The sequence below is a fragment of the Spiroplasma sabaudiense Ar-1343 genome (assembly GCF_000565215.1).
Lineage (GTDB): Bacteria > Bacillota_I > Bacilli_A > Mycoplasmatales > Mycoplasmataceae > Spiroplasma_B > Spiroplasma_B sabaudiense.
The window spans coordinates 826,130-849,604 of sequence record NZ_CP006934.1 but is presented as its reverse complement, the minus strand read 5'-3'; the positions used below and the strand labels follow the sequence as shown (position 1 = coordinate 849,604).

Annotated in this window: 27 protein-coding genes; all 27 read left to right on the top strand. The window is 30.3% G+C overall.

Annotated elements, in window-relative coordinates:
- The first annotated feature begins 10 nt into the window (after positions 1-10).
- On the top strand, positions 11-196 hold the full coding sequence (locus SSABA_RS03895) for a type Z 30S ribosomal protein S14 (protein WP_025251284.1): 186 nt from the start codon (positions 11-13) through the stop codon (positions 194-196).
- A 27-nt stretch (positions 197-223) separates the two neighbouring features.
- Positions 224-613 carry a 30S ribosomal protein S8 gene (gene rpsH / locus SSABA_RS03890; protein ID WP_025251283.1) on the top strand — a complete coding sequence of 130 codons (390 nt, stop codon included), beginning with the start codon at positions 224-226 and terminating at the stop codon, positions 611-613.
- 16 nt (positions 614-629) lie between these two features.
- Positions 630-1,172: a 50S ribosomal protein L6 gene (rplF, locus tag SSABA_RS03885; protein ID WP_025251282.1), complete on the top strand. Its 543-nt coding sequence runs from the start codon at positions 630-632 to the stop codon at positions 1,170-1,172.
- Positions 1,173-1,189: 17 nt separating this feature from the next.
- Positions 1,190-1,540: a 50S ribosomal protein L18 gene (rplR, locus tag SSABA_RS03880; RefSeq protein ID WP_025251281.1), complete on the top strand. Its 351-nt coding sequence runs from the start codon at positions 1,190-1,192 to the stop codon at positions 1,538-1,540.
- A gap of 18 nt (positions 1,541-1,558) precedes the next feature.
- Complete coding sequence (gene rpsE / locus SSABA_RS03875; protein ID WP_025251280.1) at positions 1,559-2,275, top strand: 30S ribosomal protein S5; 717 nt, start codon at positions 1,559-1,561, stop codon at positions 2,273-2,275.
- A 19-nt stretch (positions 2,276-2,294) separates the two neighbouring features.
- Positions 2,295-2,732, top strand: coding sequence for a 50S ribosomal protein L15 (rplO, locus tag SSABA_RS03870; protein ID WP_025251279.1), 438 nt, complete (start codon positions 2,295-2,297; stop codon positions 2,730-2,732).
- A 42-nt stretch (positions 2,733-2,774) separates the two neighbouring features.
- On the top strand, positions 2,775-4,166 hold the full coding sequence (secY, locus tag SSABA_RS03865) for a preprotein translocase subunit SecY (RefSeq protein ID WP_051464734.1): 1,392 nt from the start codon (positions 2,775-2,777) through the stop codon (positions 4,164-4,166).
- A gap of 9 nt (positions 4,167-4,175) precedes the next feature.
- Positions 4,176-4,823, top strand: coding sequence for an adenylate kinase (locus SSABA_RS03860; protein ID WP_025251277.1), 648 nt, complete (start codon positions 4,176-4,178; stop codon positions 4,821-4,823).
- Between the two features lie 2 nt (positions 4,824-4,825).
- On the top strand, positions 4,826-5,581 hold the full coding sequence (gene map, locus SSABA_RS03855; RefSeq protein WP_025251276.1) for a type I methionyl aminopeptidase: 756 nt from the start codon (positions 4,826-4,828) through the stop codon (positions 5,579-5,581).
- A 12-nt stretch (positions 5,582-5,593) separates the two neighbouring features.
- Positions 5,594-5,815, top strand: coding sequence for a translation initiation factor IF-1 (gene infA, locus SSABA_RS03850; RefSeq protein ID WP_025251275.1), 222 nt, complete (start codon positions 5,594-5,596; stop codon positions 5,813-5,815).
- Positions 5,816-5,853: 38 nt separating this feature from the next.
- The gene (gene rpmJ / locus SSABA_RS03845; protein ID WP_025251274.1) at positions 5,854-5,967 is read left to right on the top strand and encodes a 50S ribosomal protein L36; all 114 of its coding nucleotides are present in this window, start codon (positions 5,854-5,856) and stop codon (positions 5,965-5,967) included.
- A gap of 24 nt (positions 5,968-5,991) precedes the next feature.
- Positions 5,992-6,357, top strand: coding sequence for a 30S ribosomal protein S13 (rpsM, locus tag SSABA_RS03840; protein WP_025251273.1), 366 nt, complete (start codon positions 5,992-5,994; stop codon positions 6,355-6,357).
- Positions 6,358-6,376: 19 nt separating this feature from the next.
- Positions 6,377-6,769, top strand: a complete 393-nt coding sequence (gene rpsK / locus SSABA_RS03835; RefSeq protein WP_025251272.1) for a 30S ribosomal protein S11 — start codon at positions 6,377-6,379, stop codon at positions 6,767-6,769.
- 2 nt (positions 6,770-6,771) lie between these two features.
- Complete coding sequence (locus SSABA_RS03830; RefSeq protein ID WP_025251271.1) at positions 6,772-7,725, top strand: DNA-directed RNA polymerase subunit alpha; 954 nt, start codon at positions 6,772-6,774, stop codon at positions 7,723-7,725.
- A gap of 17 nt (positions 7,726-7,742) precedes the next feature.
- Complete coding sequence (rplQ, locus tag SSABA_RS03825) at positions 7,743-8,102, top strand: 50S ribosomal protein L17 (RefSeq protein ID WP_025251270.1); 360 nt, start codon at positions 7,743-7,745, stop codon at positions 8,100-8,102.
- A 75-nt stretch (positions 8,103-8,177) separates the two neighbouring features.
- A complete protein-coding gene (locus SSABA_RS03820; protein ID WP_025251269.1) occupies positions 8,178-8,717 on the top strand; it encodes a hypothetical protein in 540 nt (179 codons plus the stop codon).
- Between the two features lie 139 nt (positions 8,718-8,856).
- Positions 8,857-10,056: an energy-coupling factor transporter ATPase gene (locus SSABA_RS03815; RefSeq protein ID WP_236618770.1), complete on the top strand. Its 1,200-nt coding sequence runs from the start codon at positions 8,857-8,859 to the stop codon at positions 10,054-10,056.
- Complete coding sequence (locus SSABA_RS03810) at positions 10,044-11,051, top strand: energy-coupling factor transporter ATPase (RefSeq protein ID WP_025251267.1); 1,008 nt, start codon at positions 10,044-10,046, stop codon at positions 11,049-11,051. Before SSABA_RS03815 ends, SSABA_RS03810 begins: the two co-directional genes overlap by 13 nt.
- Before the next feature lie 15 nt (positions 11,052-11,066).
- The gene (locus SSABA_RS03805) at positions 11,067-12,002 is read left to right on the top strand and encodes an energy-coupling factor transporter transmembrane component T family protein (protein WP_025251266.1); all 936 of its coding nucleotides are present in this window, start codon (positions 11,067-11,069) and stop codon (positions 12,000-12,002) included.
- Positions 11,968-12,744: a tRNA pseudouridine(38-40) synthase TruA gene (gene truA / locus SSABA_RS03800; RefSeq protein WP_025251265.1), complete on the top strand. Its 777-nt coding sequence runs from the start codon at positions 11,968-11,970 to the stop codon at positions 12,742-12,744. The genes SSABA_RS03805 and truA overlap by 35 nt, the downstream gene beginning before the upstream one ends.
- Before the next feature lie 90 nt (positions 12,745-12,834).
- Positions 12,835-13,293, top strand: coding sequence for a 50S ribosomal protein L13 (rplM, locus tag SSABA_RS03795; protein ID WP_025251264.1), 459 nt, complete (start codon positions 12,835-12,837; stop codon positions 13,291-13,293).
- Positions 13,293-13,700 carry a 30S ribosomal protein S9 gene (rpsI, locus tag SSABA_RS03790; RefSeq protein ID WP_038673677.1) on the top strand — a complete coding sequence of 136 codons (408 nt, stop codon included), beginning with the start codon at positions 13,293-13,295 and terminating at the stop codon, positions 13,698-13,700. Before rplM ends, rpsI begins: the two co-directional genes overlap by 1 nt.
- Before the next feature lie 142 nt (positions 13,701-13,842).
- A complete protein-coding gene (locus SSABA_RS03785) occupies positions 13,843-17,676 on the top strand; it encodes an AAA domain-containing protein (RefSeq protein ID WP_025251262.1) in 3,834 nt (1,277 codons plus the stop codon).
- 9 nt (positions 17,677-17,685) lie between these two features.
- Entirely contained in the window at positions 17,686-19,887 is a 2,202-nt protein-coding gene (locus SSABA_RS03780; protein WP_025251261.1) for a hypothetical protein, read from the top strand.
- A gap of 18 nt (positions 19,888-19,905) precedes the next feature.
- Positions 19,906-20,997: a hypothetical protein gene (locus SSABA_RS03775; protein WP_025251260.1), complete on the top strand. Its 1,092-nt coding sequence runs from the start codon at positions 19,906-19,908 to the stop codon at positions 20,995-20,997.
- 9 nt (positions 20,998-21,006) lie between these two features.
- On the top strand, positions 21,007-22,803 hold the full coding sequence (locus tag SSABA_RS03770) for an AAA family ATPase (protein WP_025251259.1): 1,797 nt from the start codon (positions 21,007-21,009) through the stop codon (positions 22,801-22,803).
- Entirely contained in the window at positions 22,803-23,408 is a 606-nt protein-coding gene (locus tag SSABA_RS03765; protein ID WP_025251258.1) for a 4Fe-4S single cluster domain-containing protein, read from the top strand. Before SSABA_RS03770 ends, SSABA_RS03765 begins: the two co-directional genes overlap by 1 nt.
- Positions 23,409-23,475: the final 67 nt, after the last annotated feature.

Sequence of the window (23,475 nt, the reverse complement as noted above, 5' to 3'; positions counted from 1 at the left end):
GGATGGACAAATGGCAAAAAAATCATTAAAAGTTAAGCAAGCTAAAAAGCAAAAATTTTCAGTTCGTGCTTATACTCGTTGTGGAAACTGTGGTAGACCGCACTCGGTTCTTAAAAAGTTTAATTTGTGTAGATTATGTTTCAGAGATTTAGCTTATAAAGGTCAAATTCCTGGAATCAAAAAGGCATCTTGATAGAAAAGTATTTGAAAGGAAAAAAAGAGAATGACAACAGACGTTATAGCAGATATGCTAACAAGAATTCGTAATGCTAACCAAAGATATCATAAAGATGTTTTAATTCCGGGAAGCAAAATGAAATTACAAATAGCTGACATTTTAAAACGTGAGGGATTTATTGAAGGCTTTACAATTGAAGAAGATTTCAAAAAAAATATCACTATAAATTTAAAATACAAAGGTAAATCAAGAGTTATACAAGGACTTAAAAGAATTTCAAAACCAGGATTAAGAGTATATGCACAAGCTTTAGAAATCCCACAAGTATTAAACGGATTAGGTATTGCAATTATTTCAACTTCAAAAGGAATCATGACAGATAAAGAGGCTCGCCAACAAAAAGTTGGTGGCGAAGTCCTTGCATTTGTATGATAGAAGGGATTGATAAAATATGTCACGTATAGGAAACAGAGTTTTAACAATTCCTAATGGAGTTGAAGTTAAAGTTGAAGCAGGTAATAAAGTATCAATAAAAGGATCAAAAGGTGAATTGCAAGCAACCTTTGCTCCTGTAATAGAAATTAAAGTTGAGAATAACACAGTAAGTACAATTAGAGCCAATGAAATTAAGCATACAAAACAGTTACATGGAACTACAAACTCATTGATACAAGGTATGCTTGAAGGTGTTAGCCAAGGTTTTGTAAAAGAACTTCAAATTGTTGGGGTTGGTTATCGTGCTGCTTTGGCAGGTAATAAAATTAATCTTTCTTTAGGATATTCTCATCCAGTTGAATATATTGTTCCCGAGGGAATAACAGTTGAAATTCCAAAACCAACAGAAATTAAAATTTCAGGAATTGATAAACAACTAGTTGGTGAAGTAGCTGCAAATATTAGAGCATATCGAAGACCAGAACCTTATAAAGGTAAAGGAATTAAATATAAAGATGAATACATTATTAGAAAAGAAGGTAAAGCAGCTGGTAAATAGCTGTAAGGTGAAAGAAAATGAAATTTACAAAAGCAGAAGCAAGAAAAAGACGACACTTTAGAGTTCGTAAAAAAGTTTCAGGAACTCAAACTAAACCAAGACTTAATGTATTCAAATCAAATACTAACTTTTATGCTCAAATAATTGATGATGTAGCAGGAGTAACCTTGGTATCATCGTCATCACTAAAAATGGATTTAAAAAATAAAAATAACATTGAGGCCGCTAAGGCGGTCGGAAAAGATTTAGCAGAAAAAGCAAAATCTAAAAAAATAACAGAAGTTGTGTTTGACCGTGGAGGTTATTTATTCCATGGAAAAGTGAAAGCATTTGCCGATTCTGCAAAAGAAAATGGCATGAAATTCTAATTGATGGGGGAAATGAAAATGAGTACAGAAGACAATAAAATAGTTGAAGTTAATTCAGCAGAGTCTACAAAACCTGCTGAAAAAACATTTGCTCCAAGACCAAATAACCGTCCAGGAAGTAAATTTAGTAACAATGGTGAAAAAAAACCTTTTAATAAAGATGGTCGTAAACCATTTGATAAAAATAATCGTCGTTTTGAAAAAGAAAAAGACCCTTATGAAGAAAAAGTTGTTAAGATTAATCGTGTTACTAAAGTTACAAAAGGGGGACGTCGTTTCCGTTTTGCAGCAGTAGTTGTTATTGGAGACAGAAAAGGTCGTGTTGGATTAGGAACTGGTAAGGCAAACGAAGTTCCAGATGCAATAAAAAAAGCAGTTAAAGAAGCTAAAAAATCATTAATTAGAGTTTCGTTATCGGGAACAACAGTTCCTCATGAGACAATCGGTAATTATGGTGCAGGTAAAGTATTAATCAAACCAGCTAAAAAAGGTACCGGAGTAATTGCCGGAGGTCCAGCTAGGGCGGTTATTGAACTTGCCGGAGTGCATGATGTGTATGCAAAATCACTTGGATCAAACACACCAATAAATATGATTAGAGCAACAATTGAAGGTTTAAAATCAATGCAAACTCCAGAATCTATTGCAAGATTGCGTTCTAATTCAAAACCAGATCAAAGACACACAAGTCCAGTTGAAGTAAGTCAAAATGTCGACTCTCAAGTAGTCGTTTAATGAAAGGAAGTCAGAATTTATGAAATTACATGAATTAAAATACACTCCAGGAAGCAAACAAGATGCGACCAGAGTTGGACGTGGAATGGCTTCTGGGAAGGGAAAAACTTCAACTAGGGGTCATAAAGGTCAAAATTCTCGTTCTGGAGGAGGTGTTCGACCAGGATTTGAAGGGGGTCAAACACCACTTTACAGACGATTACCAAAAATAGGTTTCACTAGTATGAATAGAAAAGAATTTGTTTTAATTAATTTAGATTTAATTGAAAAATTAGGATTACAAACAGTGGACCACCAAACTTTAATTGATAAAAAAATCATTAAAAATGATAAAACATTGGTAAAAGTTTTAGGTAATGGTAAAATAACAAAAGTAGTTAATGTAAAAGTTAATAAAATATCAAAATCAGCCGAACAAGCAATCAAAGCTAACGGAGGAACAGTAGAGGTGATTTAGGTGGCTCTTAAGAAAGTTAAGAAAACCAAAAAAGATACAACTATGGCTAAAAGCGAATTCGTAAAGGGAAATTTCTTTATAAGAAATAAAGACCTTGTAAAACGAATTGTTTTTACTTTAATTGTCCTTGTGTTAGTTAGAATGGGAACATTACTAACGGTTCCTGGAGTTGCTTTATCAAGTAACTTCAAGGAAAGTATTGACAATCAAGAATTTTTCCAGCTACTATCAACCCTTGGGGGAGGTAGCATCGGGAGGTTCTCAATTCTAGCATTGGGTGTATCACCATATATAACAGCATCGATTATTGTGCAGTTGTTATCAACTGATGTAATTCCGGTCCTTTCGCGATGAAATAAGTCGGGAGAAAGGGGTCGTAAGAAACTAGACCGTTTAACAAAATTATTAACAATTCCTTTTGCATTAATGCAAGGAATCGCCACAATATTTACCTTGGTTCAACAAGGGCTAATTTCTCCAAAATGATCTAGCAGTGAGCTGGGAACAGCTCCAGCATGATTTTACTTTATTTTAGTTCCAGCAGTAATGCTGGCAGGGACATTTTTAATGCTTTGGATCGCAGATCAAATCACTACAAGAGGAATTGGTAACGGAGTTTCGATAATCATTTTCACAGGAATTACAGCCAGTTTACCAGCTAACTTTATCAATACATTTAAATTTTGAGTAAATGGTGGAGAAGAAGCAACAATTCTATTTGGAGGAATTCTATACTACATGATATATATACTTGCATTTTTGCTTGTTATTTTCTTTGTAGTGCTAATGAATGAAGCTGAAAGAAAAGTGCCAATTCAACAAACCGGAGCGGGACTTATTGCTTCAGAAGAACACACCCCTTATCTCCCATTAAAAGTGAATAATGCCGGGGTAATACCAGTTATTTTTGCATCAGCAATTATTTCAACCCCAATGACAATTGCCCAAATTGTTGAAGTAACAAATCCATCAAGTGGTTTTGTTTATTTTACAAATAACTTCTTATCATTTTCAACATGGTGGGGAATTGGGATTTACTCGGTTTTAACAATTTTATTTACATTTTTATATGCTCAGGTTCAAATAAATCCTGAAAAAATTTCAGAAAACTTTCAAAAATCAGGAACGTTTATTCCTGGAATAAAACCAGGGAAAGACACTACAAAATACTTGTCTTCGACTATTAATAGATTAAGTATTATTGGTTCATTTTTCTTAGCTCTAGTTGCAGTGTTGCCATATATTATAAGTAAACTAACAAATTTACCAAGTAACTTGGCAATTGGTGGAACTGGATTAATTATTTTAATTTCGGTTTCCTTGCAGACTATTCAACAGATTAAAGGAAGAATAATCCAGCAAGCATTTATTGATAAAAAGAAAGAAAAATTTTCAAGCACTGATGATGATAGTTCAATTAACCATATTTGATAGGAGTAAATAATGAATATAATATTATTGGGTCCGCCAGGAAGCGGTAAAGGAACTCAAGCAGAAATGCTGGTTCAAAATTATAGATTTCAACAACTATCAACAGGTGATTTGTTTCGTAAAAACATTTTAGAGAAAACCGCATTAGGTTTAGAAGCTAGTAAGTTAATTAATTCTGGTAATTTAGTTCCAGATGAGATTACAAATAAAATGGTAGAGCAGTACTTGCTAGAGAATAAATTTGATAACTTAATTTTTGATGGTTACCCAAGAACAATAAATCAAGCAGAAGTTCTAAACCAAATTCTAGATCAAAAAAATTTAAAAATAGATAAAGTTATTTTCTTTAAATTAAACCAAGATCTCTTAATGGAACGATTAACAGGAAGACTAGTTTGTCCGCTTTGTAAACGAAGCTATCATATAAAAAATCGAAAACCAAAAATCGAAATGATATGTGACTTTGATAGTGGCCCACTAGTTGTCCGTCCTGATGATCATCCAGATCAAATTGCTATTCGTTTAAAAGCGTATGAGGTCGAGACAGCACCATTAGTGGACTACTATAATAATCAAAATAAATTAGTCTCAATTAACTGCGAGGGAAAAAACGCAGAAGAGTTATTTTTAAATTTAACAACCGCATTGGAGTTGAGTTAATAATGGTTTCAATCAAATCAAAAGAAGAAATAAAAAAAATGAAAATTGCAGGAGAAGTTTTAGGACAGGCTTTGCAGTTTTTAAAAAAAATGATTCAGCCAGGAATAAACTGCCAAAAATTAGATGAAGAATTTCTTAAGTTTATAACAGAGAGAAATTGTCAAAGTAATTTTTATGGTTATTACGATTACCCAGCCCATATTTGTATTTCTATAAATGAACAATTAATTCATGGAATTCCGCAAAATAGAGTTTTGCGGAATGGAGATTTGGTTTCAATTGACACGGGTTGCATTTACGAGGGTTACCATGCAGATGCAGCAATAACAGTAATTTGTGGAGACTATGTCAACCCGCTGCATAAAAAACTCGTAGAAGATACGCAAAAGTCTCTACAATTGGCAATTGAACAGGTAAGAGCTGGTGTGCGCATCGGAACTATTTCAGCAACTGTTCAAAAATTTATTGAAGAAAATGGTTTTCAATTGCCAACGGATTTTGCTGGTCATGGAATTGGAACTTCAATGCACGAAGATCCGTTAATTCCAAATACAGGAATCCCCAATACCGGAATGAGGTTGCAAGCGGGAATGACAATTTGTATTGAACCAATGGTTCAAATCTCGACCAGCAAAACAATAACTGCATCAGATGGGTGAACAGTATCATCTGCAGACAATAGTATGGCCGCACACTTTGAACATACTATCTTGGTAACCGAAGAGGGATGCGAGATCCTTACTTTACTTAAAGATTAGGAGAAGATAATTATGGCAAAAGAAGATCTTTTAGAAGTAGAAGGCATTGTGCAAGAGGTATTGCCAAACGCAACCTTTAAAGTGAAATTAGAAAATGAAGTCGTTATTGATGCCCACGTGTCGGGTAAAATCCGTATGAATTACATTCGCATTTTACCCGGAGATAAGGTAACGGTTGCAATTTCACCATACGATATGACACGTGGAAGAATTACTTACCGAAATAAAGGTTAAGTTAAAATAAATAAAACAAAAATTATGGAGGTTATAAGATGAAAGTAAGATCATCAGTCAAAAGAATTTGCGATAAATGTCGTGTAATTAGACGTAAAGGCCGTGTAATGATTATTTGTGGACAACCAAAACATAAACAACGTCAAGGTTAATATAAGAAAGAAAGGAAATAAAACATGGCTCGTATTAGTGGGGTAGAAATTCCAAATGAAAAAAGAGTAGTAATTGCTCTAACTTATATTTATGGAATTGGTTTATCAACATCACAAAAAGTCTTAGCAGCAACACAAATTAGCGAAGATGTTCGTGTAAAAGATTTAACAGAAGAACAAATTAAAAAAATATCAAGTCAACTAACAGATATAAAAACTGAGGGGGACTTGCGTAGAGAAACAGCATTAAATATTAAAAGATTAATGGAAATTGGAAGTTACAGAGGAATGCGTCACCGTAAGGGTTTACCAGTGCGTGGCCAATCTACAAAACAAAACGCCCGCACCCGTAAAGGTCCGAAGAAAACTGTTGCTAACAAGAAAAAATAGGTAGAAGGAGAAAGTAATTATGGCAAAACCACAATCAAAAACAACCCGCAAAAAAGTGAAAAAAAATATCGCTAAAGGGATCGCTCACATCCACTCTACTTTTAACAATACAATTGTTACCATTTCAGATGAAAATGGAAATGTACTTTCTTGATCAAGTGCAGGTGCTCTTGGTTTTAAAGGAAGTAAAAAGTCGACCCCTTATGCAGCGCAAATGATAGCTGAAGCAGCTGGTAAAGGTGCAATGGATAATGGAGTTAATTCAATTCAAGTTGAAGTTAAAGGGCCTGGACCAGGTCGTGATGCTGCAGTTAGAAGTTTACAAGGAATTGGATTAACAATAACTTCAATCAAAGATACCACCCCAATCCCTCATAACGGAGTACGTCCACCAAAACGTCCAAGAGGTTAGTGATGAAGCAATTTACAAAACCAGAATTTACTCTTTTAAAAGAAGAAAAAGCAAAAGCTTACGGAAAATTTATGGTTGAACCACTTGAAAGAGGTTTTGGAATTACTCTAGGTAATTCACTTAGAAGAACACTTCTGTCAGCAACACCTGGTGCAAGTGTTTATGCCATTAAACTCGAGGGTGCTTCCCATGAATTTACATCAATTAAAGGGATAGTTGAAAACGTAAGTCGAATTATATTAAATATTAAAAATTTAGTTTTAACAATCAATACAAATATTTTTGAGGACGAAGAAGTTGCAGAATTAAAAATTGTTTCTTCAACAGAAGGACCAGTTTTAGCAAAAGATATTATTTGCCCAGCTGGTGTGGAAGTTCTGAATAAAGATTTGCATATCGCAACAATTGCTGAAAATGGTTCAATTAATATGACTTTATTTGCTAAAAATTCTCGTGGCTATAGATCTTTTAAAGAAAATAAGAAAGAAAAATTAGTAGCAGATGCAATAACAATTGATTCCAATTATTCTCCAATAGTAAATGTAAATTATGCAGTTGATGTAACTAAAATTGGTCGCTCAATTGACTTAGAAAAACTGGAGATTGAAGTAGAGACAAACGGTTCAATATCAGCATCTGATGCAATTGCAATTGCTTCAAAAGTTATGGTAGAACATTTGGAATTATTTGTTAACTTAAATAGCGAAATATCAACTCTTGAAGTAATCGGTCAATCTGATGATGACGACGAAAAAGAACTAGATAAGATGATTGAAGATTTAGATTTCACACAAAGAAGTTTGAATTGCTTAAAAAGAGCTCAAATAAACACATTAAGGGACCTAGTTTCTCGTACCGAAGATGAAATTCAAGAAATTCGTAATCTAGGTAGAAAATCATTTAAGGAAATTAAAGATAAAGTTGCACAATTAACTTTAAACTTTAAACAAGATTAGGGAAAGGAAAGGATTATATGTCATATATTCAAAAACGTGGTAAAAACACAGCGTGAAGAGTTGCTTTAATGAGAAACTTGACAACAGAATTAATAATTTCAGAACGTCTAGAAATTACTGAGACTCGCGCAAAAGAATTAAGAAGTCATTTTGATAAAATGGTTACTTTAGGAAAACGTCAAGATCTGCATGCTCGCCGTCAAGCTGCCGCTTGACTAAGAGACATTGATGCAAGCGAAAAAGAAACTGCATTACAAAAACTTTTCAATGATTTAGCAAAACGCTTTAAAACAAGAAACGGTGGATACACTCGTATTTTAAAACTTGATAACCGCCGTGGTGATAATGCCCCAATGGTTATTATTGAGTTAGTTTAAAAGTTATATCTTGTTAAAAATAGTCCTTTTGGACTATTTTTTTTGATATAATAAAAAATGGAAAAAGAGGTCAATATGAAACTAGCAAAACTAAAATTTATAATCAAAATAACAACTTCAATTTGTCTTTTAATTTACTTATTAATGGTAATTTTATTTTTTCCAAGAATTATTGCTACAACTTTTAAAAATGACTTCTTAATTTACCTATATGGGTTTTCAATCTTGACAATTATTCTATTATCAGTTATAGTTCCATTGAAACTCTGAGATTTTAAAGTAGAAAAAAGAAATTATTATTTTACAATAATTTATTTAATAGCTATATTTTGTACTCAAATTCCTATGGTTGGAATGCTTTCCTATTCATTAACATCTTATAGTCAATGGGTTGGGCAAGACATGGCAACAAGATTGCATTTATTAGTTGAAGCGGTTTTGTTATTCACAAGTTCGATTCTTTTAATTTTAGCAATAACTGAGATAATAATTTTAAAAAAACCACAAACAATTGATGTTTGAGATAGTATCATAAGCGAAATTGAAAAAAGATCAATTTTGAGTGCTAAAAACCGTAAGAAGGAATTTAATAAAGTAATTAGCAAAAATAAATAGGCTTTATAAGGATTAATAATTTTAAAATAGACTTGATTATATTAATTTTAAAGGTTAAAATAATATCTAGTAATTGTAATTTATATGATTTATAATTTGTATAAATGTGTAGTTTGTCCAGACTTGAAAGGGTAATGTAATGAAAGATATCTATTTGAACAATAATGATTTAAATGATTTTAAATTAAAACTAAATGAATATAACGATAGACTTGCTCACGCCGGACAAGAATATGTAGAAATGAAGTTCAAAATTTCAAATGGTGAATCTGAAAAATCAGAAAAATTAATTTATATTGAGAAACACCGAATTGCCAAAAAAGAATATAATGAAATCGCTAAAACACCAATTTTTAAGGATAATTTCTTAAGAGCAAAGGTTAATTTTCAAAAATATTCAAAAAACGACCCCAAATATCAAGAAGCTCTTGAAATTTATGTTGAAGCAAAACGCTTATTAAAAAATTCCAAGTTAGCAATAAGGGAACGCGGAGTTTCAGGAGAACTTTCAAAACTAAGTAATGTTGCCCTGGAATTAAAAGACTTAACTTTTTCTTATAAAAGTAATTCTCCGATTGTGGTAAATAAAGTTAGTGTTAAAGTTAACCAGGGAGAATATGTTGCAATAATTGGCCATAACGGAAGCGGGAAGTCGACTTTAAGTAAGTTAATCATCGGAGTTTTGACCCCAATCAGCGGGTCAATGAGCATTTTTGGCAATCATGTGACTAGAAACAATCTGAATATTGTCAGAAAGTTCTTAGGAATTGTATTTCAAAACCCTGATAACCAGTTTATTGGCTCTACTGTAAAAGACGATATTGCCTTTGGTTTAGAAAACCGCCGAATTGACCCAAAGCTAATGCAAGAAAAAATCGAAACGGCGGCAAAAAAAGTTCGCATGGAGAATTTCTTGGACCATGAACCTTTAATGTTATCTGGGGGCCAAAAACAACGCGTCGCTATTGCATCGGCTTTGGCTTTATCACCAGATATCATTATTTTTGATGAAGCAACCAGTATGTTAGATCCCAAGGGTAAACGCGAAGTTAAAGAAATAATGGTTGAACTTAAAAATACAAGAGAAAAAACAATATTTTCAATCACTCATGACATGGATGAGATTTTAAACGCAGACAAAGTAATGGTAATGAATAATGGAAAACTAGTAAAATTTGGGAGTCCCGAAGAAATTCTAGAAGATCGAAATTTCTTGCGTTCTATTCATCTTGATATACCATTTATTGCTCAGGTTGAAGAATCTCTAGAAGAGCTTGGAATTAAAGTGTCGCACTCTGATAATCTGGACGAATTGGTGGGTAAAATATGGAAAAAATAAAAACTAAGAACAAAGAAGACAAGATTGCTAGAAAACAGGAAAAAGCTCAAGAAAAGATCATTCAAAAGCAATATCAAAAAGAGTTTAAATTATTAAACAAAACTAAGGCAAATAATTATAACTTTAATGGAGATATCGACTTTCAAAATGTATCATATACTTATGGGAAAAAAACTCCTTTTGAATTTAAAGCTTTGGATGGAACAGAAATTAAAATTAAAAAAGATATTATAACTGCTATTATTGGAACAACTGGAAGTGGAAAATCAACCCTCATTCAATTAACAAACGGGTTACTTATAAGTGAAACCGGAAGAGTAATTGTTGGTGATTATCCAATTTTAGCAAATACTAAAAAAATTCGCGAAGTTAAAAAATTACGCCGTGAAATTGGATTGGTATTTCAATTTCCAGAATATCAACTTTTTCAATCAACAATTGAGATGGATATTTCATTTGGACCAATAAACTTGGTAGGAAAATCTCAAACAGCTGATGCCATCAAAGATGTACCAAGATTATTGGAGCTAGTAAGTTTACCCCCGGATTATTTAAAAAGAAGCCCCTTTGATCTTTCTGGTGGTCAAAAACGAAGAGTAGCAATCGCTGGAATTATCGCCATGAATGGTCAAACATTGGTTTTGGATGAGCCAACCGGAGGCTTAGACCCTCAAGGGGAAGAGGATTTTATTAAATTATTTAATAAACTTAATAAGGAGCAAGGTAAGAGAATAATTTTGGTAACGCATAATATGGACCATGTATTAAAAATTGCTGATGAAGTCGTTGTAATGCATCAGGGAAAAGTTATTAAAATAGGAACACCATTTGAAATTTTTGGAGATCAAGAACTTTTGGATTTAATCGAAATCGACCCTCCCAAAATTTATCAATTAGTTCACAAATTAAAAAATAAAGGATTGGATTTAACAAATAAACCAATTCGATCAATAAAAGATTTTGCAAGTGAGTTTAAAGCAGCAGTTAAGAAATAGATAGGAGCACTAAATATGAGAATGGTCTTTGGAAGATATATGGCTTACAATTCGGTAATTCACCGCATGGATCCACGATTAAAATTATTTATGATTTTGTCGATGATAATTGCGTTGTTTTTTCCGGTTGGATTTACTGGATTTTCCTTTCTAATTGTCCTAATAATGACAATTTTTACAATGTCAAAACTAAAGTATTCAATGCTATTAAAATTGCTTCGTCCCATAATTTTTATGTTTCTTGTGGTTTTTATTTTTAATATTTTTATTTCAATACCGAAAATGAACGAGGCAAATATTCAAATTCCTTGAACCAATCTTGGCGGCGGCTTTAGTTATGGTTTGTTTTGAGATTACGGTTACACTTTAAGGATTTGAAACATTTATATTAGTGAGTACGTAATTTATAGTTCAATAATGTTATCATTGAGAATTTTTTTAATGATAACATGTACAACAATTTTAACAGGGACCACCCAACCATTAGAGCTAACTTTAGCAATCGAAGACCTTTTATGACCATTAAGTATAATTGGTGTTCCTGTTTTTATTTTTTCAACAATTATTTCAATTGCTTTAAGAATGATTCCAACTCTAATTGATGAGGCCGGAAGAATTATGAAGGCTCAAGCATCAAGAGGAATTGACATCAAAAATGGTCATTTTAAAGATAAAGTAAAGGGGATGACATCGCTAATTATTCCATTGCTGGTTTCTTCTTTTCAAAAAGCAGAAGACTTGGCATTTGCAATGGATTCACGAGGTTATGACCCCCATGCGAAAAGAACACGTTATCGTCAAATTAAGTTTCAAGTAGTAGATCTTTTTATTTTCTTATTTGGAATCGGCGTAGTTGCCTTTGTAATTGCTTATAATTTTTCACCAGTTTTAAACCAATTTTATATCCCAAGAATAGATGGTATCCTTTATAAAAACCCAAGTCGATGGTAAGAATTATTTCGTTCTCCAAGTTTCTTATAATGGTACAAATTACTCGGGTTGAGTAATTCAAAAAAATGCATTAACAATTCAAGGCTGTCTGAATCGAGCAATTAAAATTGTTACAAAAACCAATAAATTTCGCACAATTGGTGCCAGTAAAACTGATGCGGGAGTCCACGCTCTCGACCAAAGGGTCTGATTAGAACTGGAATTTATGCCAAATTTACAAGGTTTTGTAAAAGGAATTAACAAGGCACTACCCGACGATATTCAAGTTATGGGAATAAAACAAGTAAAAAGTGATTTTTATATTCGTAACACAAAGTCAAAATTATATAAATATCAAATAAATAATGGATTTTATAACATTGAGAAAGAAAATTTTATGGTTTTTTATGACCGCTGCAAACTAAATTTAGCCAAAATTAAAAGCTTGGCTAAAATTTTTGTTGGTGAACATGATTTTTTCCTGTTTTCTGGGCTATCACAAGAAGAAAGTTTAAAAATCTCAACAAAGAGAAGAATAGATAAAATATTTGTAAAACGAAATAAACAAAATCAAATAATAATATTTTTTCAAGCTAAAGGATTTATCAGATATCAGATAAGAGTAATTATTCAAACTATTTTGGCTCTTTATGAGGGAAAAATCACAATTTCAAGAGTTAAAGATGCTCTAAGTGGTGATGGGAGCAAAATCCCCTATAAAGCAAACCCCAAAGGCTTAACCTTAGTAAAAATAACATATTAAAAATAATAAAACTGTTTTCAAAATTGGATAATTACTATATAATTATATTGCTTACTCATTAGCCCCGGACAAGTCTAAGGAGATTTAAGCATGAGACAAACAACACTAATCAAAACAGCAGATATTGCCAAAAAATGATATATTGTAGACGCTCAAGACGCAATTGTAGGTAGATTAGCTACCCAAGTTGCAATGGTTTTGAGAGGTAAAAATAAACCAAATTTTACCCCCCATATTAATAACGGAGATCACGTAATTATTATCAATGCTGATAAAGTTAAATTTACTGGTAAAAAAGAGACAGATAAAAATTACTACCGCCATTCAATGTACCCAGGGGGATTACGTCGTAGAAACGTAGCCACTCAACGTGAACTACAACCAATTAAAATTGTGGAACACGCAGTTCGTTTAATGTTACCAAAAAATGTTCAAGGTTCAAACCAATACCGTGCATTACACGTCTATGCTGGAAGTGAGCATCCACATCAAGCTCAACAACCAGAAGTTCTTGTAATCAATACAAATAGAATTGGAGAAAATAAATAATGGCGATTAAAAAATCAGATGCAGTTATGTATCGTGGAACTGGAAGAAGAAAATCTTCAGTTGCTCAAGTTATTTTGACTCCCGGTAGTGGCGAAATTATTGTTAATGGTAAAAAAGCCCTTGAGTTTTTCCCATATGCAACACTAGTTCAAGATATGGAACAACCTTTAGAGGCAACAGGAACCAAAAAAGACTTTGATATTAAAATAAAAGTTAATGGTGGTGGCTTTACTGGTCAAGCAGGAGCTGCTCGACTAGGTATTGCACGAGCTTTGTTAGAGGCAAGTGTTGATTATAAACCACAACTAAGAGGTCTTGGATTGTTAACAAGAGATGCTAGAGTTAAACTTCGTAAACAGTATGGATTGTACGGAGCACGTCGTGCCCCACAATACTCAAAACGTTAATTTTGGATTATTAAAAATACACTATGTGTATTTTTTTACTTTTCTTAGGACTTGTAGATATAAATTAAAGAGCCGGGAATCAGAAGAGATTAATCAATACGAAAATGTTATAATAATTGAAATATAATAATGAGGTGAATTAATGAAAAATGAAATTTTAAGCGAAGGCAAGGAATTATTTTTTGATTTTTTCCTTCTAAAAAATCAGCATCGAGAAAATTTGGCTCACCTAGATAGTAAAATAAAAAACCTTAATATTACAAATATTACAAAAATTTCAGAACTAGAAGGTTTTTTTAGAAATACAGTTATTAAAAGCATTTTTTTGTGTCTAGTTGACGACAAGGTTAAAACTGTTGGAATTAAACAGTCAAAAAGCGGTCAAAAACAAGTTTATAATGTGCTACTAAGAATCGAATTTGCAAATATCTATCAGCAGCGCTTTGCAAAAGGAACCTTCTTGGGTATTGCCGCAGATTTAGATCCAAATAAGCCAGTAATTAATGTTAAAAACGTTTTTGTAACTAAAATGACCAACCAACCTCAAGACTTTGAAACTTCAATTAATAATTGTCGAGTTCAAGTTTTAACAAATTCAAGTGATATTTCTGGAGAAGAAATTTTATCAAGAAATTTAATTAACTCAGCTACAATTCCTCAAATTAAGAAACTTTTAAGCAACTTTGAAATTGAGTCTGCAGAATGAGAAAATTATTTAAATTATTTGGAAGATAACCTAATTTTGCAAAGAGGCGAGTCGCTACCTTATTTAGGAATTTCGACCCAAAATGTTTTAAAGGTTGAAGCCAGTATTAATAAAAATCTCGATCAAAAATTTGTTTTATTTAAAACTGCAAGTTTTATTTACTATAGCATTAGCCAAAAAGCATTCTTGGATATTAATAAAATAAAATATGAGTTAGTTCTAATTGCTTCAGTAGATCTTATAGATTCAATTAGAAAAAATCATTTTGAACAAATTAAGACATTAGACGACTTATTTTTAATTTCAATTGCAGCGAACAAGAAAACCCCCTCATTAATTAAAACCCGTAGTAATATAAAAAATTTATTCGATTTTGAGAGTCTTGGAGAAAATTTAACAAGATTAGAAAATAAAATTTTATTAGGATCTCTTGTCGGAGTCAAGTTAAAAAATGATTTCTTAGACTACTGAAAAATAAACAAAGAAACAGTTTTGGGAGAACTCAATAAAAATATAAATGAAATTGATGATTTAAATTTTGTAAAAGATTTGTGCATTAAAGAAGTAAGTTATGAAATAAATGATTATGATTTAGCATTAATAAAAGAAAACGATCTTATTAATGGCTTAAAAAATGGTTATTTAGCTTATTTAGGTATCGGAGATGAAACTTTAATAAATAGAAGCCGCAATATTATTAATAGAATTCGTTCTGGGAACGTAAAAAATCCGTATTTGGCAAATTATTTATTTAATACAAAATCTGTAATTGTTAATTCCCAAGAAAATGATATTAATATTGAAGATATAAAATTTCATTACAAATTGAATGGAAAGCAGAAATCCGCTGTTATTAAGGCTTTAAATTCTAAAGATATTTTCTTGATTCAGGGACCTCCAGGAACTGGTAAAACTCAGGTTATTGCCGAAATCGCTTATCAACTAGCTAGTCAAAAAAAGAAAATATTAATTTCTTCTCAAAATCACGAAGCAATAAATAATGTTATTAATCGGTTGCCAAGCAAACCAGATTTATTCAAGTTACGACTAAGTAATATTTCATTTCTTGAAAATCGTCAAAATAATAATTTTTCCATTGAAAAATTGTTATTAAATTACTACAAAAGTATTGGTAAAGTTGTTAATGATAACCTTTTTCAGAATGGAGCAGATTTAGATCAAGCACTCAAAGAACTTTCAAATATTGATAAGTTGATTGGTGAGTTTCACGGTGTTAAAAAACGTAGCGAAGAGGTCTTGAAAATAACTAGTGAAATAAATGAAATAAAAGATAAAATTGAAGCAATCAATTTGCAAAATGCTAACAATAATATTATGCGCGAAGATTTAGAAGATCAACTTTTCTATATTGACAATATAATCGAAGCAATAAAAAATAAATTTTATGATGGAATAATTCCAAATTTTGCCGCCTTTGAAAAAATCTACAATCTTATACTTAAAGAACACTTAGATTTGTTGTTTTCCCGATTTGAAAAAGAATTATCAAAAAATCTTTTTGATAATATGAAATTTATTTACAATTTTTTAGTATTCCAAAATCAAGATTATAAAAATTTTCTAATACTAAAAGAAAAGTTGCATTTTTATCAAAAAAATGGTGATTTTACAAAAGTTGTTGAAACAGAACAAAAACTCAATGAGGTTAATTCAAAAATTTCACAAGATAAATATATAAATAACTTAAACATTTTATTTGAAAAATTTAGTAGATATTTACTAAAGGAAAAAGAAAAACTCCAAGAAGTTAGCAAAGCCCCAATTTTTCAAGGTGACATAGATAGTCTAAGAATAAATTTAAATCAACTGGAGTTAGAGCGCAAAAAAATAAAAGCATCTGTTTCTGAGGTTTTAGGTCAAATGCAGATACTAACAGAAAACTTCAACCAAAATTATGGTGAGGACTTAGATTTACTAAGTGAAGATGCAGAATTGGTATTACAAAATAAATTTGAGGAAATAGGTAAAAAAATAACAGTATTTAACTTAAAGAAAACCAAATTAAAAGGGTTGTATGAAAAAACTCTTGACTTTCTAAAAAATAATTATGAGATTGAATTTAATAAGCATGATGTATCTAAAAAAATGAATATTCAGTTACTTTCAGAAACAAGGAAACACATTTTAAATATAATTGATAACTTGACGAATATTTATGCCATGACTTTAAATTCTCCGGCTAAATTTCATTTTGAAAAAAATCAAGAGGCAATTAAAGTGGGAATTGAGTCTTTAGATCTAATAAACCTTGATATAGATACGGTAATTATTGATGAGGCTAGTAAAGCGACTTTATTAGAAATTATGATGCCTTTAGTTTTTGGAAAAAATTTAATTCTTGTTGGGGATTATCGACAACTACCCCCATTAATTAAAATTACAAAAGAAGAAGTAGATCGAATAAATTTAAACTTTAATAAAAAGTATGATTTTGACAGCTTATTCAATCTTTTGGATAAATCAATCTTTAAAAAATTAATTAGTGACGCTAATAGTAGTGTAAGAGAAACTTTACAAATTCAATATCGAAGCAATGAACAAATAATGAATATTGTCAATAATTTCTATGATGACTATTTAAGAATTGAGCCCAAAACAAGTTTAGATAAATTTCACAATATAAATATAGATTCCGATTTAGGAAACAATATTATAAATCCTGATAATTCAGTTTACTGAATTGAATCCTCTTATAATTTAAATGGTGAAATCAATTTTGAAAAATCAGAAAGTTATTCGAAGAGTTTGTTTAATGATTTAGAAATTGATACAACTATTTTTATGATTAAAAAAATTAATCAAATAATATCTGAGAAACATAAGAACTTTTTTCAAAAACCAACATTAGCAATAATAAGTATGTACGCATTACATGCGCAAAAGTTAAGAAAAAAATATCAAAAAATAGCAAACACAATTCAAGATATTAATGTGGTAATAAGTACGGTCGATGATTTTCAAGGAAAAGAAGCAGATTATGTAATAGTTAATCTAGTAAGAAATCCCGAAAAAATATCAAAACACGGACAAAAATTTATAAAACAATTTGAAAGAATAAATGTAGCATTTTCTAGAGCCCAAAAACTCTTAATAATTATTGGAGCAACTAGAACAACAAACGGAACTGTTGTGCCCATCCCGAGTATTGAAAATCCTTTAAGGGTTAAAAACAAAGCCGTTTATGATGATATTTTGGCCTACATTACATTTAATAATGGCTATAAAACAATTCAAGAAATTTACGAATAAGAGGTTAATATGCAATTTGAGAATATAAAAATTAAATACTATAAAGCTTTAGCAAATGTGCAAATAGAATATTTTCAAACTCGTAAACCAAGTTTACTAGAATTTTTACTTATTCAAATCATTATTAGCCACCCCGAAAAAGAAAAAAGTTTTTTAGAAATTTTGAAAGATGATTTTGATATTTCAGAACCAGATTTATTTGAAAAAAGTTTTAAGGAACTACGCAGAGTTAGAATTATTGAAGAAAATAATCTTGTAAGCATAGTTTCTCAAAAAAAAGGATTTACTGCTCCAATTCGTAATTATCTTATTAACAAAAAAATTCTGGACAATTTTCAGAATGGAAAATATCTTATTTCTCAAGAAATAAAAGTCAAAAAATTTTATTTAATTTATGACTATATAGCAAACAATTGAGAAATTCAAAAATCAAAAACAAATTTATCTTCTACTGGAAGTTATCAATTTGAAATTCAAAGCAAGAAAGAAATTAGTGTTTCAAAAGAAAAAGTCATTGATATTGCAAAAGATTTTTTTTCAAAAAATGATGATATCTTTTCAAAAGAAGACAACATAAAATCAATTTTTATTGATGGGATTGATATTGAAAAGCTTGATCAAATATTTTTAAATTCACCAGAAAATTATCTACTGGCGGATAAAAATATTAACATGAATATTGACGAAAATCAAAACATTTTTATAGAATCTGATGACTTATTTGTCGCATCTTTTTTTAATGAAAATGAAAAGCTAAAATCAGAAATTGCAAGTTTTATAATTGAACAGTATAGTAAAAAAATTGCTGAGATTTTTGCAGCAAAACGAGGTAAAATTCTTCAGGATTTATACCTAAATAAGTCTTATACTTTTGAAAATTTGCCAACCCCAGTTGATGCAGAAATACTTTTTATAAATAACGACGATTTCTTTGCCGAAGAACGTGTTTTTAAAATTAAAAAAATTGTTCAAGGAATTCCTTATATTTTCGTTTATAATTCAAAGGGTAACAGCCGTTTTCAAGAGGAATTTAATGGTAAAACCGTGTTTTATCTAAATCAAATTGAAAATATTTTTTTCGATAGCTCAACTTTAGTTTATTATTCAAAAACTTATGGTTTCTTGGGGCTTGGTTTGTTAAATAGTTCCTTATCTGCAAATGGTTTGGAAGTGCCACTCTTTAAAATGTTAAAAAAAGATTCTGAAAATCAAAAAAATATTCAGAATAGTTTTTTAAATAACTTGGCACTTATCCTAAAACAATGCCTAGAAATTAAGGAATTTCAAAAAGCATTAGCGATTATTAAATTTTTTGATCAGTTTGGTTTTTTAAAAAATGCTCTAGAAGTAATTGAAAATCAACTCGTAATTGATTTAAAAAAAGGTAGATTTTTCGAAGAAATATCACTACTTTTAAATGAAAACTCCGAAGGAGAATTGTTAAAAATAGTTGAATTGACTTTAATGCAAATTATCGTTAAATTTTCACAAAAAGCAACGGGAATGGATTTTATAAATGTGATAAGACTATATTCCTTTAAAAATAACAAAGACTATGAAAAATATTTGAAAAAAATAAGCATTACTTTTAGTCTCGAAGAAATTTATTTGCTAAATGAAGTCTTACAAAATAATAATATTGAAATTTGAAAAAATAATTACTTTAATTGTTTGAAAATTCTTGTTGAAAATTTTTACCAAAATCCTAAAGTAGGATTTGGAGTTAACTTAGAAGTGGAATCTGAAATTTACCAACAGCATATTGATTTTTTTACAAATTTTTCAATTTTAAATACTTACTTTCACAAAAAGCAATTTTTCGAAATTAAAGATCAATTTTTAAAAGTATTTAATTGTTTAAACAAAATTTTAGAGAATATTGAAAATATTGAAAATGATCGAGCTGTATATTTATTGCTATTGGCAAATATAATGATAATGTACTATCAAGATTATCATAGATACCTAAGTCAAAAACTTAGTCTAGGTGATTTAGATGCAATTTTAGAAAAAAAGCAGGAAATGCTAAAAAATTATTATGAACTTGATGAAAAAATGAACTCTGAACTGAAAGAAGAATTAAAAAAATTGCCTTTGGAATTTAAGGTAATATATCTATCTTATGTTGATAACAAAAAAGAAATTGTTGATAAAATAATTACCACATCAGCGGTAAAAATTAATCAATTAGTAATTGATATTTTTTCATAATACTTATAGGGGGAAAAAATGAGCAAATCAGCTAAAGAAGTTTTATTAGACTATCAAAAAAAAGTTAAACACATTTCAAAAGATATCAACTTTTTAATTAAGTTTATTGAAAAAATTATTTCAGAATGTAAAGAAATTGATAATTCTGAAATTTATCATGAGGAATTAAATCGACTAATCAATGAACTTAAAAACAAAGAAAATGACTTGAATGAGAATGCATTTGAAAAAATTATTTCAAAGGATGTTCATACGGCAACCGAGACACTAAAAGAAATCAATGCCTATTTAAATCGTCAAATTAATGAAGTCGCTTTAATAAAAGCCGCCGCTTTAGACTTAAAACAACAAGTTTTAAATGGTGAATTGACTAGAATGAAAACAGCCTTTCAAGAAACTACATTTTCTAATTATCAAAATCAAGTCTCAGAGTTTTTAAATCAACTAAAAGATGCAGATCAAATTGCTTTTGCCCAAGAGTACATTAAAACAAATGAACAAATTTTAAGAAATTTAAATTCTAAAGAATTTGGAGATAAAATTATTGAAAAAATTGAAAAACACGAAAGCGAAGCTGCCACTAGATTTAACAGGGTTGTCCAAAGTCAATTGCAACAATACGAAAACGATCAAGACTTAATTAATTTAATTAAAGAAGTGGCTGAGTCTCAAAAAAGTAGTTTGGGAAATGGTGATATCGAAGCAAAAATTACTGACTTTTTATCAAAATCTGAATTCGCAGTTGCTTCGGAAGTTGTTAGAAAAGAAGTAATTACAAAAATAATCAAAGGAATTAGAGCGGTCGGTTTCCATGTTAACAAAGAAGATGTTACAAAAATTAATGATGGTAAAAAAGTTATGATATTTGCACAAAAACCAACTGGAGAAACCGCCCAATTTGCTGTTGATTTAGATGGAAGCTATATCTATAATTTTGAAGGCTATGAAGGTCGCGAACACGATTATGATACAGATAATTTTATTCAAAAATTACGCGATTTTGGTCTTGCAACCAGTGATGAATTTGAGACCGTCTACCGTCAACCTAAATTTGTTGCAAAATCAGCAATTCCTGATATAAAATTAAAAAATAGTAAAAAAATAAAATAAGGAGAAGTTATGAGCACAAAAAATCAGTTTAGTCAGCTAGAAAATATTTTGGGAATTAAAAAAATTATTATTATTGAAGGGAATACAGATGATATTTACCTGGATAATAACGGTTTTGTTAACATACATCAAAAAGTCACAACAATACTAGAAAACAAAGCATATGATGCAAGAATTTTTTGAGATAAAATTGATGGCATTTGAGGATATGGAGTCAAGGAGCTATTAACTACTCCTGTTGCAAAAACCAATAACTCACAAACCTATGATGAAGTTGACGAGCTATTTCAAAGCGGCGATGGTAACCAACAAAAAGATCCGTTATTTAAAAAACCAGAAAATTTCTTTAAATTAGTTCGTAACAATTTAAATCGCCAAGACAGCAAAAGAATTGGCTTTGTAGTTGATTATTCTGATTTTATATTTAATGATGTTCAATTAGTTGAAGAAGATCGCAACAATCTGATTAGTTTAAATAAAACCTTAAAAGAAAATAATTTTCGAGTTTCACAGGTTAATAAAATTGAATCTACTCTAATTTTAATAACAAAACAACTTTCACAATTACCTCCAAGGTTGTATTTAAATAATCCTGATATTTTTACAATCACCTTACCTAAGCCAAGTCGAGATGAACGACACAACTTCATCACAACCTTAAAGAGTCAAATCCAAGTTAGTGATATTGGCGATCAACACATTTTAGAGAACATAGTTGATACTCTAGAAGGTTGAACATTGAAAGAAATTTCTCAGTTTATTAGATTCACAAATAATAACAAAATTCAAACTTTTGAAAAAACATTAAATCAATATAAACATGGTGATAAAGAATCTCCTTGAGAAGATTTAAATTATCAAAAACTTGTAAATCTAAAGCAAGAATTAAAATCTAGAGTTGTTGGACAAGATGAAGCAATTGGAAAAGTTGCTAATGTTATTTATAAGGCTTATACAGGCTTATCGGGAATTGCCTACTCTGCAAAAAAAACCAAACCAAAAGGGACATTATTTTTTGTTGGTCCAACAGGTGTAGGTAAAACAGAGCTTGCTAAAGCAATTGCAAAATTTGTATTTAATGATGAGGCGAATTTAATTCGTTTTGATATGTCAGAGTATTCGCAGTCAAATAGTGATCAAAAACTAATTGGAGCACCTCCAGGATATGTTGGTTTTGAGGGTGGAGGACAATTAACAAACGCCATCAAGCAGAAGCCGTTTTCAGTTATATTATTTGATGAAATCGAAAAAGCCGACTCATCTATTTTTGATAAATTTCTACAAATTTTAGAGGATGGTCGCTTAACAGATAATACTGGTCAAACTGTAAGTTTTACAGATTCTATAATAATTTTTACTTCGAACCTTGGTTCAGCCCAAGTTAGTGCATCAAGTCAACCAGAACAAGTTGCCAAACAATTTTTAAAATTTGTTGAAAATTTTTTTACCAATGAGTTAGGTCGACCAGAGCTTTTGGGTCGTTTTGGAAACAATATTATTCCGTTCAACTTTATTACAAATCCTGAAATTAAGAGCAAAATTATTCGTCAAAAACTACACCCAATTCAAATTGCTGTTTATGAAAAATTTGGAGTTCAATTGCATGTTGATATCAATTCAGAGTTAATTGCAACCATTTTGAGTGAAGCAAATGAACAACGAGGTGGACGAGACATTTTGAATGCCTTAGAAACTAAATTTGTTGATCCGTTATCATTATTTATTTTTGAAAATCAAGCAGTTTTAACCCCAGGAACTAAACTATACTCTAGAGTTGATAAAAACACAATAAGTTTTTATTTTTAATGGCAAATCTAAACATTAATAATTTTTTAATGCAAACAACAATTGAAGGTCCTGGTAAGCGCTTTGCTGTTTGATTTCAAGGTTGTTCAATCGGCTGTCGAGATTGTAGTAACCAGGAAATGTTGAGTTTTGATAAAAAAATGTTTCTCCCTGTAAGCTTGCTTATGGAAAAGATTAAAGAGGCCAAATTAAAGTTTTTAATTGAAGGCATTACAATTTTGGGGGGAGAGCCTTTTTTGCAACCAGATGGTTTATTGGAATTGGTTGAAGGTTGTAAAAAATTAAATCTAAACATAATTATTTTTTCAGGTTATTTGTATGAAAATCTAGAAAAGCAATTCTTTGAAATTTTAGCACAAATTGATATTTTAATTGATGGTCCTTTTATTGCATCAAAATTAGACCGCAATCGTCGATTAATTGGTAGTACAAATCAAAGGGTTATTAAAATCAGCGATCATTTTGAAGGCGATGATTATTTTGAAAAAGCCGTCTGAGAAGTAGACATTCACATTAAAAATTCTGTAGCAACAATAAATGGAGATGGTTCAATCTTAGAAGATGATTTAGGAAAAAATCTTTTTCAAATTGAATCTGAAAATTAAAAATAATAAAAAATAACACAAAATTTCTAAAATGAGTAGTAATTTTTAAATTTAGAAATATAATAGT